The sequence below is a fragment of the Algoriphagus aquimarinus genome (assembly GCF_007997215.1).
In the GTDB taxonomy this organism is placed as follows: Bacteria; Bacteroidota; Bacteroidia; order Cytophagales; family Cyclobacteriaceae; genus Algoriphagus; species Algoriphagus aquimarinus_A.
Map to the genome: position 1 here is coordinate 71,794 of NZ_VORW01000008.1, position 12,528 is coordinate 84,321.

General features: G+C 40.2%; 11 protein-coding genes. All 11 read left to right on the forward strand.

Features of this window, described 5'->3' with window-relative positions:
• Nucleotides 1-67: 67 nt before the first annotated feature.
• The 11 genes from ESV85_RS13050 (at nucleotide 68) to ESV85_RS13100 (ending at nucleotide 12,514) form a co-directional block, all read left to right on the forward strand.
• Nucleotides 68-1,612: a 4Fe-4S binding protein gene (locus ESV85_RS13050; protein ID WP_146918281.1), complete on the forward strand. Its 1,545-nt coding sequence runs from the start codon at nucleotides 68-70 to the stop codon at nucleotides 1,610-1,612.
• The gene (locus ESV85_RS13055; protein ID WP_146918283.1) at nucleotides 1,613-3,079 is read left to right on the forward strand and encodes a cellulose synthase family protein; all 1,467 of its coding nucleotides are present in this window, start codon (nucleotides 1,613-1,615) and stop codon (nucleotides 3,077-3,079) included.
• Between the two features lie 6 nt (nucleotides 3,080-3,085).
• On the forward strand, nucleotides 3,086-3,778 hold the full coding sequence (locus tag ESV85_RS13060) for a glycosyltransferase family 2 protein (protein WP_146918284.1): 693 nt from the start codon (nucleotides 3,086-3,088) through the stop codon (nucleotides 3,776-3,778).
• Nucleotides 3,779-3,820: 42 nt separating this feature from the next.
• Nucleotides 3,821-4,606, forward strand: a complete 786-nt coding sequence (locus ESV85_RS13065) for an HNH endonuclease (RefSeq protein WP_146918286.1) — start codon at nucleotides 3,821-3,823, stop codon at nucleotides 4,604-4,606.
• Between the two features lie 66 nt (nucleotides 4,607-4,672).
• Entirely contained in the window at nucleotides 4,673-5,551 is an 879-nt protein-coding gene (locus ESV85_RS13070; protein WP_146918288.1) for a hypothetical protein, read from the forward strand.
• Between the two features lie 44 nt (nucleotides 5,552-5,595).
• Entirely contained in the window at nucleotides 5,596-6,882 is a 1,287-nt protein-coding gene (locus ESV85_RS13075) for a glycosyltransferase 87 family protein (RefSeq protein WP_146918290.1), read from the forward strand.
• Nucleotides 6,879-7,607, forward strand: coding sequence for a DUF6503 family protein (locus ESV85_RS13080; RefSeq protein ID WP_146918292.1), 729 nt, complete (start codon nucleotides 6,879-6,881; stop codon nucleotides 7,605-7,607). The genes ESV85_RS13075 and ESV85_RS13080 overlap by 4 nt, the downstream gene beginning before the upstream one ends.
• A gap of 47 nt (nucleotides 7,608-7,654) precedes the next feature.
• On the forward strand, nucleotides 7,655-8,404 hold the full coding sequence (locus ESV85_RS13085; protein ID WP_146918294.1) for a DUF6503 family protein: 750 nt from the start codon (nucleotides 7,655-7,657) through the stop codon (nucleotides 8,402-8,404).
• 6 nt (nucleotides 8,405-8,410) lie between these two features.
• Nucleotides 8,411-9,628, forward strand: coding sequence for a bifunctional alpha/beta hydrolase/OsmC family protein (locus ESV85_RS13090; protein WP_146918296.1), 1,218 nt, complete (start codon nucleotides 8,411-8,413; stop codon nucleotides 9,626-9,628).
• Nucleotides 9,625-10,665 carry a glycoside hydrolase family 113 gene (locus tag ESV85_RS13095; RefSeq protein WP_223275996.1) on the forward strand — a complete coding sequence of 347 codons (1,041 nt, stop codon included), beginning with the start codon at nucleotides 9,625-9,627 and terminating at the stop codon, nucleotides 10,663-10,665. Before ESV85_RS13090 ends, ESV85_RS13095 begins: the two co-directional genes overlap by 4 nt.
• 139 nt (nucleotides 10,666-10,804) lie before the next feature.
• The gene (locus ESV85_RS13100) at nucleotides 10,805-12,514 is read left to right on the forward strand and encodes a hypothetical protein (protein ID WP_146918298.1); all 1,710 of its coding nucleotides are present in this window, start codon (nucleotides 10,805-10,807) and stop codon (nucleotides 12,512-12,514) included.
• The last annotated feature ends 14 nt before the right edge of the window (nucleotides 12,515-12,528 follow it).

The window sequence follows — 12,528 nt, forward strand, 5'->3', positions numbered from 1 at the left end:
CAATAGTAGGGAATATTAATAGTCATGCGAGATTCCATGTGACCTATAAAAATAAAATTATATACGCATGAAGTTAATTCAAAGTATAGGTATTCTGCTCTTTTTGGTAGGCTTGGCTGTTTTTACGGCAATGCCTTTTTTAGGCAATTACACACTTACAGAGGAACTGGTTTTGTCCAACACAAAGGATATCCATCAGGAGAAAATGGCTGAAATTCTAGCGCCAATGTATGGTGAGACGTACTCTTCCAATTTCTCTTTCATTTCTACTTTCAAAGATAATTTCAACTCGTACAACGACGTGCTGAAGGATGAGGCAAAGTGGGATGAAGTGATCTGGGATGATTATAGTCTTCCGCTGGCACAAAGTTCCCTAAGTAGTCCTGTACGTGATAATCCTTGGCTATTCTTTGGTTTGTCTATCGGACTCGCCGTGTTGGGAGGATTGATGTACAATCTTCCAAAGTATCAGGGCGAACCAGAAGGAATCAAAAACAACGGAATTTTCCATTCTGCTATGAAAAACCGTGGCTGGATGGGAATGATTACTGGAGCGTATTTGATTCTTTTCTACATCATTTTGTATTGGTTTCCTGCTTACATCGTAAATCAAATCTGGATGGTAACTCCGCTCAGCATGATCCTAAGCGGCAATCCTGCAAGTCAATGGTTTCTCTACGGTACGATTTACACCCTTGCAATCACCGTGATGGGCGTGCGGATGTTCCGAAAATATCGAGGAAATAAATATCAACAACTTCGCACGGCATCCGTGATGTTCTTTCAAACGGCCTTTGCTTTTCTGATTCCAGAAATCCTCGTCTTGCTGAATCAACCTTATTTCGATTTCAAAAACATCTGGCCACTTGATTACGATTTCTTCTACGATTATCAGATCGATACTTTTTTGAGTTCGGGTGGAGTAGGGATGTTTATGTTGATTTGGGGTATTTTACTCATTGTCATTGGAGTACCGACTTTTACATATTTCTTTGGGAAGCGATGGTATTGCTCATGGGTTTGCGGTTGTGGTGGTTTGGCAGAAACTCTTGGTGATCCATATCGTCAGCTTTCAGATAAGTCCGTGAAAGCATGGAAATATGAGCGAGTGATTATTCACAGCGTCTTAGTTTTGGCGGTGGTGATGACGGCTTTGACTATTGTTAATTACTTTTCTGGATTTGCGCTATTGGGGGATGTCACGAACCAATTACATTCGTTTTATGGTTTTGCGATTGGTTCGGTCTTCGCTGGCGTAGTCGGAACAGGGTTTTATCCATTCATGGGCAACCGTGTTTGGTGTAGATTTGGCTGTCCTTTGGCTGCGTATTTAGGCTTGGTTCAACGTTTCAAATCTAGATTCAGAATTACTACCAATGGAGGTCAGTGTATCTCTTGCGGCAATTGCTCTACGCATTGCGAAATGGGAATCGACGTTCGCTGGTACGCACAACGGGGTCAGGAAATTGTACGATCCAGCTGCGTGGGTTGTGGCGTTTGTTCTTCAGTTTGTCCTCGTGGCGTGCTGAAATTGGAGAATGGCTCTGAAGGAAACCGAATCAACGAAATGCCAATAATTATTGGAAATGATTCCATCAAGATAAATGCGTAAATGATTCTCTTATATATTTTGATTGGGATTTATGCCCTGGGAATGCTGTTTATTTTCCTTTACAGCCTTGCTCAAGGGCATTTGCTTTTGAGCTTCCTTCGCTCAAAAAAGTATATGGGAAAAGTGGCTCATCAAGTCCCTGAGATTTGGCCGAAAGTCACCATCCAACTTCCCGTATTCAATGAATTGTATGTCGTGGATCGATTGATCGCGGCTGTTGCCAAAATGAATTATCCTTCGGATTTACTTGAAATCCAAGTTTTGGATGATAGTACTGATCAGACAGCTGAGTTGATTCAAAAGAAAATTCATGAGTTTCCAGATATTAATTTCAAATACATACATCGCATAGATCGAACTGGCTATAAAGCAGGAGCTTTGAAAGAAGGTCTGGCGAAAGCAAGTGGAGAATTCATCGCGATTTTTGATGCGGATTTCGTCCCAGATCCTGATTTTTTGTTGAAAACGATTCCCTATTTCTCTTCAGAAAAAGTAGGAATGGTGCAAACTCGCTGGACGCATTTGAATAAAAATTATTCCTTGTTGACTCGCTTGCAGGCTTTTGCCTTGGATGCACATTTTCTGATCGAGCAAATCGGCAGAAACAGCCAGCATGCCTTTATCAATTTCAATGGGACTGGCGGAATTTGGCGCAAGTCCTGTATCATCGATGCAGGAGACTGGCAAGACGATACACTGACAGAGGATTTGGATCTGAGTTATCGTGCGCAGCGCAAAGGCTGGGAGTTTGTATATAGGCCAGAAATCGAATCTCCGGCTGAGCTTCCTCCGATTATGTCGGCAGTCAAGTCTCAGCAGTTTCGCTGGACAAAAGGAGGTGCCGAGTGTGCTGGAAAGCACGCAAAAGCAGTCTTGGGAGAGGATTTACCTTTCGGAATCAAGATCCACGCGATGGCTCATTTGTTTAACAGCAGCCTTTTCATTGCTATTCTATTAGTGAGTTTAAGTAGCATTGGCGTGTGGTGGGCAGGAGTTCAAGGTTTGATTTCAGACAATCTATTTAAAGTTGCAGGGCTGTTTATGATAGGTTTTGTGATCATCGCTGGTGTGTATTTGGTTGCTTATTTCTACGAGAAAAGAAGTTTCTGGAGAAGTCTATTTCAAGCCATTTACATGCTACCACTTTTTCTCTCTGTGTCAATGGGCTTGGCATTGCACAATGCACAGGCAGTTTGGGAAGGTCTTACTGGGAAAAAATCACCCTTTATCCGCACACCAAAATTCAATCTGGAAAGTGGTTCTGACCTAGAAAAAAATCATTATATCAAGTTCAAAATCCCGGTGACCACTTGGATGGAAGGAGTCTTGATGCTTGTCTTTTCAGCAATGGTTGGCCTTCATATTTATATGGGCACGTTCGAGATGTTGCCTTTTCACCTCATGCTTGCAGTAGGGTATGGACTAGTTTTCTTTTCTTCTTTCAAAGCCTACAGTTTAAGTAAATAAGTTCTGATGCATAATCCTCCAATTATTGATGTAATCATCCCCGCATATAACGAGGAAAAGTCTATTCCTAAGGTAATTGGAGACATTCCGGCAATTGTGAGGAATATTGTAGTTGCGAATAATAACTCTACAGATACCACTGGGAAAGTGGCAGAAGCTGCTGGTGCAAAGGTGGTTTTCGAGCCTCAGAAAGGATATGGGAAAGCTTGTCTGACTGCGATGGATTGGATCAAAAAACAGGAGATTCAGCCTGATATTGTCGTCTTTTTAGACGGTGATTACAGTGATTATCCAGAAGAGTTGTTGGATTTGATTCAGCCGATTTTGGATGACAAAGCTGAGATGGTCATAGGATCAAGGGCATTGGGAGAGCGGGAATCTGGCTCGATGACTTTTCCGCAGGTATTTGGAAACTGGCTGGCAACTACGATGATGAAATACATGCAAGGTGCCAAATTTTCGGATTTGGGGCCTTTTCGTGCGATTGTTTGGTCGAAGTTACTTGACCTAAAAATGATAGATCAGAACTTCGGTTGGACGATAGAGATGCAGATCAAAGCGCATAAAGCTGGACTTCGTTACACGGAAGTGCCTGTGAATTACCGCAAGAGAATAGGAGTATCCAAAGTCAGCGGAACAGTAAAAGGAGTGTTTGGAGCTGGGTATAAGATTATTTATACGATTTTTAGATATTGGTAAGATTAGAGGTAAGTATCAAGACGCAAGTAACAAGATTGTAATATGAATAGAGCGCTCGAATTTAAAAATTGGTCTGACGGAGGGAATAATTATGTTTTAAAAGCAAGTGCAAATAATAAATGGAGTGGTTTTCAGGATTCAGTTATTTCTAAGCTTTCCATAAAATTTGGGCTTAGCTTCAACATTGTTATTTGGACTGATTCAGATAGTGAAAGTGATTATTATTGTATTCCATTTGAAGTATTGAAACATCTTTTTCTTGATGAGCATAAGACCACTGGCAAGTATCCTAATAGATGGACTGCAGTTATTCTTGATCATCAGTTCTTAATGCATAGCAATTCTAATCTCTCAATTGATATTTCTTCGTTCTATGGCTTACCATTGATTCAAGAGCCAAAATTTGATATAGAGGATGATTTTTATATTGAAAATGCCAAAGCGGAAATTAGTATCAGGTTAGGTCAATCAAAATTCCGAAAAGGAGTTTTAAAGAATTTTGGCAACAAGTGTGCGTTGACTGGTATTTCAGAGCAGGCATTATTAACAGCTAGCCATATTGTTCCATGGTCACATAAAAAGGAATTTAGAGGAGATATTTCGAATGGTATTTGCCTTTATATTGAAGTGGATGCACTCTTCGACAAGGGGTATATTTCATTTACAGATAATTTAGAAGTTATTGTTGCTTCCAATAGATCACATTTTTCAGAAGAGCTAAATAATAAGTTAGATAAACTTACAGGTAAAAGGCTTAGTCCTGCTAGGCTAAAGAAATTGAATTTAGAGTATTTATATTATCACAGAACTGTAATCTTCAAACAATGACTCGGTCAATCTAATCATCAAATTTGGATTGGAGGGATAACTGTGGATTTTAGTAATTTTAGACCTATGAAAAATTTATTCATTCTTGGATTGGTTTTATTATTCTTCTCCTCCTGCAATTCCACAGGCAGAAAAGCCATCGACGAGAAGCAATTCGCTTCGCATTGGTATCAGGATAGGGCGGAGATCAATGTGTTTGACCTGAAGCAAATGCGCTATGGCGAAGTGCGAGAAGGAAAGGCTGTAATGATTTTTGTGACGGAGGATTTCTCTAAGCGCAAGCAAGTGAAGGTCGACGATGCTGATGCCGCAGGAAAGGGAGCGATAAAGGTGATGAAGCTGAACATGACACGTGATTTTGTAACGGGAGTGTATCCTTACCACACGATGTTGTCTGTTTTTACTCCAGTGTATGATTATATGAATTCTCCGAAAATCACTGCTTCTATGACCGAATGGTGTGGTCAGTCGTTTGCGCAGCTCAACTGGAAAAACAATAAGTACCAAGCCAAACTGTTCTCCTATTTCGAGTCCGAAGGTGATCAGGAATTATCCATTGGCGCTATGGCGGAAGATGAGATTTTCAACTTAATAAGATTGAATCCTGACCTTGTGCCTACAGGTCACAAGAAGTTAATTCCTAGTTTGATTTATTACCGCTTCTCACATCTTCCACTCGATGCGGAAAGTGCCGTGATTTCAAAAAGAAAAACAGGTGAGAATCAGGCTGAAGTTGAAGTGATCTATGAAGAAATCGGAAGAAAGCTGCTAATCAAATATGTTGATGCATTCCCTTATGAAATCATGTCTTGGCAGGAAACATTCACCAAAAAAGATGGCACTGAAGAAGTAACTACCGCAGTTCGGAAAAGTGTGCAAATGCTGGACTACTGGCGCAAAAATGGGCTACAGGATGAATCGCTTCGCAAAGGCTTAGGGCTTTGAGCAAGCAGCTTAATCGGCGATTAATTCCATTGATTTGGCTGGTTATGGCAGTCGGGTTTTTCTATTTGGCTTACTATATTCCTAGAGAAAATTTTTGGCTGTCTTTCACGATTTACAGCTTTCTTTTCGGAGGAATGCTTGTTCTTTATTTTTTGAGCGCACAGTTAAAATGGCAATGGATTTTTGTAGGGGGATTACTAATCCGACTTTCTTTACTGCTCGCAATTCCCAAATGGTCGGACGATTATCCGCGATTTCTATGGGATGGGGAACTTGTGCAGATGAGCGAAAATCCCTATTTGGAAACGCCCGAAGATTGGCTTCAAAATCATCCTGAAAGTGTAAGCCCTTATTTGGAGAATCTATTTGAGCTGATGAATTCCCCAGAGTATTTCTCGGTTTATCCGCCTTTGAATCAAGCTATATTTTATATCGCTGCTTGGGGCTCAAATCTTGATACCAATAGCGGAATTCTAATATTACGAGCTATCCTCATTTTGGGAGAAATAGGAGTTTTCTTTGGTTTACTGAAGCTATTCGATCATTTTCAGCTTGCGGAAAAAAGGTTAATCCTTTATTGGTTGAATCCATTGGTGATTATGGAAATCACTGGCAATCTTCATTTTGAAGGCATGGTATTGTTGCTTTTGCTAGCTTCTGTGTATGCGCTGAGTAAGAATAGAAATATGATATCAGGAGAATTTTGGGGGCTTTCGATTGGGATGAAACTGTTGCCTTTGATGCTAATTCCTACGTTCTTTTCTTTAGAGAAAACCAGAAAATCCAAAGTTTTTTGGATAGGATCAGCCATTGCAATCATAGCGAGCTTTGGATGGCTTTTGATCGATAATTCCTGGGTTCATTTTCTACAAAGCTTAAAGCTATATCAAGGAAAGTTTGAGTTTAACGCTTCCATCTATTACTTACTTCGGGAAGTTGGCTTTTGGGTGAAAGGGTATAATGTCATCGGGGAAATTACTCCGATATTAAGCGGGATAACACTGGTGGGAATTCTATACTTTTCATGGAAAAGGAAGGCTCAGAACCTATTGCAGCTCACAGATCTCTGGGTGTTTATCTATTTGTTTTACCTGATGTTGCAGCCAGTAGTCCATCCTTGGTATCTGATTCCTGCTTTTGGCTTGAGTTTGTTTACTGATAAAAAAGCCTTCCTTATTTGGACTTTCGCAGTGATATTTTCGTACCAAGCCTATGGTGATCCTAACTACCAAGAAAGCCCGGTTTTCCTTTTCTTAGAGTATTCCATTCTCGCCCTAGCTATTTACTGGGACTATTTTAAAACAACTACAAAATCACTCATACCTACATGAACTTTAGATTAGTCCAAATTTTTGCTTTATCACTTCTCATTTTCGAATGTTCTCCTAGCCCAGAAAAGCAGGCTCAAGAACTCATCGAAAAGTCAATCCAAGCACATCAACTTTCAAAGAAATGGGAGAATATTACGAGCATCAAGTTTAAAAAGATGACTCGGTTGCTGGATGAAAATGGAACGATAGAAAGTGAATCTGAGCAATGGGTAGAATTCCGTCTGAAACCTTATTTCGAAGCCAAACTGACTTGGACCAAGGATAGTATACTTCATGTTGTCAATTTCAACGGAAGTCGGACAAGCTATCAAATGGGCGAAAATGCTATTCAGAATGAAGGGTTTTTGAGGGCGAAAAGAGCTGAAATTGAAGCTGCGTATTTAGCTTTTGCGCAGCCATGGAAACTAATCGAAGAGAATGCTAACTTATCTTATCAAGGTCAAAAGACACTTGAAGATGGTAAAACTGTCGAATCTGTCCGAGTAGATTATGGTCCTGATACGGATGTCTGGTGGTTTTACTTGGATCCAATTTCCGCCAAAGTTGTCGCCAATGAACTCCATGCGAAAGATCATAAAAGCCTGATCGAAACTATTTCTTACGATGAGTCAACTGGTTTGCTTTTGGCAAAAGAGCGTAAGAGTTTTAGAATTGATGATGAAGGGAAAAAGCTGTTTTTGCGAGCAGAATATTTATATTCTGACTACCAAGTGACATTTGAATAGATGGAGCCTAGCTTCAACATGATTAAACTTATTAAAACTTAGAATTTATGAGATTAAAATACCTCTTCGTATTCCTATGTGGATTGACAGTTTTCACATCGTGCAACTCGCGAACTGAAGCCGAGAAAATCATTGACAAAGCCATTGAAGCTCATGGAGGTGATATTTACAATAATTCGAAAGTTGAATTTGACTTTAGAAAAATTCACTATACCATTTTAAAAACTCCGGATAGGTTTGAATACATCCGTGAGTTTTCGGACTCTACTGGAAATGTAGTCGATTTACTGAATAATGAAGGTTTTGTGCGAACTGTGAATGGTGCTAAAATCGATACGCTTTCAGAAGAATGGATTGGGAAATATTCCCGCTCGGTGAATTCTGTGGCTTATTTTGCTTTGCTTCCTTATGGGTTAAATGATCCTTCAGTTTTCAAGACTTCTTTAGGAGAAACTGAGCTCAACGGTGAGAAATATGACTTGATCAAAGTGACTTTTGCTGAGGAAGGTGGCGGAGATGATTTTGATGATGAGTTTTTATATTGGATAGGTACAGATGATTCCATCATCGATTTTATGGCCTACAGCTATCATACGGATGGGGGCGGAGTGAGAATGCGGGAAGTAAGTGCGGTGCAGGAAGTCGGTGGTATTCGCTTTCAGAACTACCTGAATCTCAAGCCAGCGGATGAATCTGTGTCTGTAGAAAAGATGCAGGAGCTTTACGAATCTGGAGATTTAGAGTTACTTTCAGAGATAAACCTTGAGAATATTAAGGTTGAATCTTTGAAAAAATAACCCAAAATGAATCCTAAACGACTGAAATTTACGAATAGAAATGGTGTTGAGTTAGCGGCACATTTGTACCTGCCTGCTGATCAGAAACCGCATTTTTTCGCGCTTTTTGCACACTGTTTTACTTGTTCTAAGAATTTCTCAGCCGTTACACGGATATGCACTGCTTTGTCGCAAAATGGTATTGCCGTTTTGAGCTTTGATTTCACCGGACTTGGTATGAGTGATGGAGAATTCAAGGATTCAACTTTCAGTAGTAATGTGAGTGATTTATTGGATGCAGCGGATTTTCTTGAGAAAGAATATCAAACTCCAAAATTGCTCATCGGCCATTCACTTGGTGGTGCAGCGGTACTATACGCTGCTATGGAAATGCCAGAAGTGAAAGCTGTTGTGACCATTGCTGCGCCTTCATTACCAACTCATGTGCGTCATCTGTTTCTGGATAGCATGGATGAAATCGAGGAGAATGGCAGCGCAAATGTAACTATAGGTGGGCGGCCGTTTAAGATCAGTAAGAGTTTTGTAGAGGATCTGGAGCAGAAGCCTCTAGGTTCATTTTTGAAAAATCTGCGAAAGTCACTGTTAATTATGCATTCCCCTCAGGATATCATAGTAGAAATCAATAACGCGGCAGAGATTTACAATGCCGCTTTTCACCCTAAAAGTTTTATTTCCTTAGATGGGGCAACCCATTTGATTTCTAATCCTAAAGACAGCGAATACATTGCAGAGGTGATCGGCAGTTGGAGTAAGCGCTATGTACTAGTGGAGGAAGAAAAGCAGGTAAATGATACGCGAGGTAATCAGGTGTTTGTACGACTTTCAGGAGAAAAGTACACCACAGAGGTAATGACGCCTAATCATCATTTGATTGCAGATGAACCGATAGAGGTGGGAGGAGCTGATCTTGGACCAAATCCTTATGATTTGCTTATGGCTTCTCTGGGTAGTTGTACTGCGATGACCCTAAAGATGTACGCGGAACGCAAAAAGTGGCCTCTGGAGCAAGTTTCAGTCTTTCTCAATCATGGGAAAGTCCATCTCTCAGACAGCGCCAATCCTGAAGAAAAGTCTGCAAAAGTCAGCCAGTTTACTCGGATAATAGAAATCGAAGGTGATCTGGATGCAGAGCAAAGGCAGAAACTGCTGGAGATATCAAACAAGTGCCCTGTACATCGCACGCTTCAAGAGGAGATTGTCATACAAACTATGTTGGCAAAATGAACAAGGCCTATTCAAGGAATTACTTAATGAGTTCAGTCCTGGTGATTCTGGGACTAGGTTTGTGGGCGATATTCCCTCTTCAAGCAGACTTAATTTCTGTTGCCGAAAAATGGAAAGGGGTATGCTGGGTAGGAAGTCGAGCACCGCTTTTGGGGCCAGAACTGGAAGCTTTGAAAGCTACAGGAGCAGATGCGCTTTCACAAACTCCTTTTGGCTGGCAAACAGAAAAGAACAATCCTGAAATACGCTGGGACACACATAATGAGAACAAATGGTGGGGGGAATCTTCAGCAGGAATCAAAGCAACTTTTGATTCTTCGGCCCGGCATGGTATCATGAATATGCTCAAGCCGCACCTTTGGGTTCGTGGCAGCTGGCCAGGTGAGATAGAGATGAGGAGCGAGGAGGATTGGAAGGGTTGGTTTGAGAATTACGAGGGTTTTATCCTAGCTTATGCTAAAATGGCCGAGGAACACCAAATCCCGATGCTTTGCATTGGAACTGAATTAGAATTGACTTCAACACGCGAAGAGGATTGGCGGAAGGTGATCGCTGAGGTTCGCAAAGTCTATTCTGGCAAGTTGATTTATGCAGCTAATTTCACTGAGTTTGAGCATGTGAAGTTTTGGGATGCGCTGGACTACATAGGTATTCAGGCATATTTTCCACTTTCTATCAAAACCAATCCTGATCTCGCGGATCTCAAATCCGGCTGGAAAAAGAGTTTGCCAAAAATAGAAAAAGTAGTTCGAGCCTATCAAAAGCCTGTCATGTTCACGGAGATTGGTTACTGCAATACAGTAGATGCGGCTAAGGAACCTTGGGTTTGGCCAAATGAGCGTAAAGAGACAGAACTTTCTGAGGAAATGCAGGCGCTATGCTATGAGGCGTTTTTTGAAACAGCTTGGCAAAAGAGCTGGATGGCGGGCGTGTTTTTCTGGAAATGGTATCCGGAAGGAAAGCATAGGGAACCAGATTTTACTCCACAGGGGAAAATGGCAGAGCAGGTGATGCAGAAATATTTTTCGATGGACTGAATTCTAAAAGCTAGAATATATAACTTAAGACTATTCTAATCAGATGATTATACACTAAAAACTCTAGTTTTTTGAATAAATGTTTGTTGAGTTGTGTTTTGAAACTCATCAGATTTATTCGTTACAAATTATTTAACCTATGAAAACGATTCGGATTTTTATTGCTTCATCTAGTGAACTGAAAGAGGATAGAGAGAAGTTTAAACTTTTTATTGGTCTTGAAAATGATCGATTGGTTGATAAAGGAATCTACTTAAAATTAGAGCAATGGGAATATTTTAAGGATTCGATTTCGACTACACGTCTTCAGGATGAATACAATGAAGCAATTAGGCAAAGTGATATGGTTATCTGCCTGTTTTATACCAAAGTTGGAAAATACACAGCAGAGGAATTTTACACGGCGTATGAAATTTTTAAAGCTCAAGGTAAACCACGCATTTGGACGTATTTCAAGAATGCAGACATTAAAGTGGGCTCCATTGTTAAGGATGACATAGATTCCTTATTTGCTTTGAAAGAGAAACTTGGAAAACTTGGACATTTTTTCACCGAATACACTTCCGCTGATGATCTTCTGTTGAAGTATGGGAGACAGTTGGATATGATTATGCCTGAATACGAAACGAATTTAGAATCTGAGCTCGTAGGCAAAGCAAAAGAAAGGAAGAGTGAACATGTGGCCGAAGTAATTGAGAACAGTTTTAATAACGAACTGACGAGTAGAGTACTCCTGGCCATAAGCAGCTATAATAAGAAAGCAGCGGGTTTTTTGGCGGCCAATAGTGACTGGGCAGAAAATGAAGATTTGGTAAAAACTGCTAAACGTATCATTATCAGCGAGTATGTTGGCGTAATTGGGAGTCAGATTCGAAAGTTGATGGCTATTGGTTCACTGACTTTTTCTGAAAGCAAAATGATGCGCTATCTGGAGAATAGTCAAACCACAGCAAAAAGGGGATTGCAACTTATTTGCTATTCATTGATTTCCGCGCTTTGGGATCATCAGGTAGTGAAAAAGGTTGAATTTTCCTCCTCTCAAAAAGATGTATTAATCAAGTTTTTTAGGAATGCTGCTGAAGAAGATGTACTAGGGTTTGCCGAATTACTCAAGCATTTACTAGAAATATATTCAGTGAATAAATTGGATTTTCTCATTTCTGAATCGTTGGAATTGCTTCCAAAACTTCAAGAAGGAAGCGAGTTTCTCACTGCTTGCTCACAATTGAATGACTTATCGACGCTGTTGAAAGGTTCTACTTTTCGACTCGAAGACTGCCAAGCCGCTGAGAAAAATGTGGCTATTGTGTTAGAAAGTTTAAGTTTCTTGGCACAATACCGTATGATTTCTATCAATGAGATAGATTTTAATCAGCAGCGGAATGATCAGGAAGGTTTGTACTTGCACAATTACACCTTGCTAATAGGAGAAAGACTGGCCAACGACGACAGCCAAAGTAATGTCCGTAGAGAGTCCTCACCCGTTATTTCCCATGCGGTGATTATTTTCAAGGATAATTATAGAAAGAATATAAATCTGGATCCTTTTATCATAGATTTCAATGGTTTGAAGCTGGATGGTGGATCCAAAATATGTTTTTATTCTCACGCGAATACCTTTGATGATCAAAATCTTAACTATGATTTCATAGAAGATGGCAACAAACAGGTCATCTGTAAATCGTCAAATCCCAAGCCCGATGAATCCAGCATAAATAACCTTAACTCGTGGCTTTCTAAAAAAGCTAATCGAATAGACATGAATTTCGATAAGGTTTATAGCTTGTTTTATGAGGCTAAAAAGACCTTAACCGGTATTGAATACGAAGTCGAAGAAGATTCATTTTAATTTTTTGGTCTAAA

Excerpts from the sequence above, each read along its gene's own strand:
- ESV85_RS13095 (WP_223275996.1), top strand. The coding sequence starts at position 9,625 with ATGAACAAGGCCTATTCAAGGAATTACTTAATGAGTTCAGTCCTGGTG.
- ESV85_RS13050 (WP_146918281.1), top strand. The coding sequence starts at position 68 with ATGAAGTTAATTCAAAGTATAGGTATTCTGCTCTTTTTGGTAGGCTTG.
- ESV85_RS13080 (WP_146918292.1), top strand. The coding sequence starts at position 6,879 with ATGAACTTTAGATTAGTCCAAATTTTTGCTTTATCACTTCTCATTTTC.
- ESV85_RS13090 (WP_146918296.1), top strand. The coding sequence starts at position 8,411 with ATGAATCCTAAACGACTGAAATTTACGAATAGAAATGGTGTTGAGTTA.
- ESV85_RS13070 (WP_146918288.1), top strand. The coding sequence starts at position 4,673 with ATGAAAAATTTATTCATTCTTGGATTGGTTTTATTATTCTTCTCCTCC.
- ESV85_RS13055 (WP_146918283.1), top strand. The coding sequence starts at position 1,613 with ATGATTCTCTTATATATTTTGATTGGGATTTATGCCCTGGGAATGCTG.
- ESV85_RS13085 (WP_146918294.1), top strand. The coding sequence starts at position 7,655 with ATGAGATTAAAATACCTCTTCGTATTCCTATGTGGATTGACAGTTTTC.
- ESV85_RS13100 (WP_146918298.1), top strand. The coding sequence starts at position 10,805 with ATGAAAACGATTCGGATTTTTATTGCTTCATCTAGTGAACTGAAAGAG.
- ESV85_RS13060 (WP_146918284.1), top strand. The coding sequence starts at position 3,086 with ATGCATAATCCTCCAATTATTGATGTAATCATCCCCGCATATAACGAG.
- ESV85_RS13065 (WP_146918286.1), top strand. The coding sequence starts at position 3,821 with ATGAATAGAGCGCTCGAATTTAAAAATTGGTCTGACGGAGGGAATAAT.
- ESV85_RS13075 (WP_146918290.1), top strand. The coding sequence starts at position 5,596 with ATGGCAGTCGGGTTTTTCTATTTGGCTTACTATATTCCTAGAGAAAAT.